General features: G+C 52.5%; 1 protein-coding gene. It reads left to right on the top strand.

Annotated features, from left to right (window positions below; translation table 11 throughout):
• Window positions 1-862 (top strand): hypothetical protein (locus tag ACTQ1E_RS08805; protein ID WP_441565885.1); only part of this gene is annotated, 862 nt, incomplete at its 5' end.
• Between the last annotated feature and the right edge of the window lie 266 nt (window positions 863-1,128).

Genomic DNA, 1,128 nt, shown 5'->3' with positions numbered 1-1,128 from the left:
GGCCGACGTCGTCTACAACGGCCGCGCGGCATGCGAGGGCGCCTATGTGCGCCTCGTCGACATCAACGGCAGCGATGCCAAGCGCAAGAAGGCCCTCGAGGCAATCCGAAACCCCGACTGCGGCTGGTTCTACCGCCGCGACGCCGAGACCTTCAAGCAGATCCCCGGCACCCCCATCGCCTACTGGATGAGCGAGGGATTGTTTGATGCTTATGAAAACGGAGGTCGTTTAGGCGACGTTGTTGATGCGCGAGTTGGAATGATTTCCGGTGATAACAACCGTTTTCTGCGCATGTGGTTTGAGCCGTCATCTGAAAAAATAGGGTTTGGAGGGTCTTATTTATCGCCCGCTTGTAAGAAATGGAATCCGATCCAGAAGGGTGGAGATTATCGTCTCTGGTATGGAAATCTCGACTATGTTATCAATTGGGAAAATGATGGCTGGGAATTAAAGGAAGACAATTACGACGGAAGTCGCGTGCGTTCTCATAACTACAATGGCGAGATGGCTTTTCGGTGCGGGATAACCTGGAATAGTATCACTTCAGGGCGCTTTCAGTGCCGCTATTCGGCCGAAGGGTTTCTGTTTGACGCCGCAGGGCCGCTTTGCTATGTGAATGACCATGCAATGATTCCGTATGTGTTGGGATTGATGTCTTCATCGGTATTTGTTGAGACCATGGGTATAGTTAACCCCACTTTGAACTTTCCCCCTAATTACATCGAGGAAACGCCGTTTATTTATGAATCCGATTATCAGGATGTCGTTGACAAGGCTGTTTCCGTTTGTGTGAAAGCCGAGAAATCCGACTGGGACTCGTTTGAAACCTCCTGGGATTTCAAGCGTCATCCGCTTCTCTAGCCAAGTTTGATTAATCGGTCATGAGGACTGTGGGGTGCGTTTGTCCTTGTTTTTTCGACAATGTAGCCCAAGCAATTCATCTCCGTATATACCGATCAGCGACCAATTCATTTCTTAAACTCAGGATTGATAGCCATGAACGATACCGCCATCAGGAACTACTGCATCTGGGCCCGCAACGAGCTCATCGCCGGCGTCGAGGCCCGCATGAGGCTCTACGGCGTGGCCGAGGGCGCCGAGCCCGCCGGCGCCGCGGCGGTGGGCGG

Source organism: Collinsella sp. LCP21S3_C7 (assembly GCF_052118485.1).
GTDB lineage: Bacteria > Actinomycetota > Coriobacteriia > Coriobacteriales > Coriobacteriaceae > Collinsella.
The sequence above is the reverse complement of the archived record's forward strand: the minus strand, read 5'-3'. Positions and strand labels throughout refer to the sequence as shown.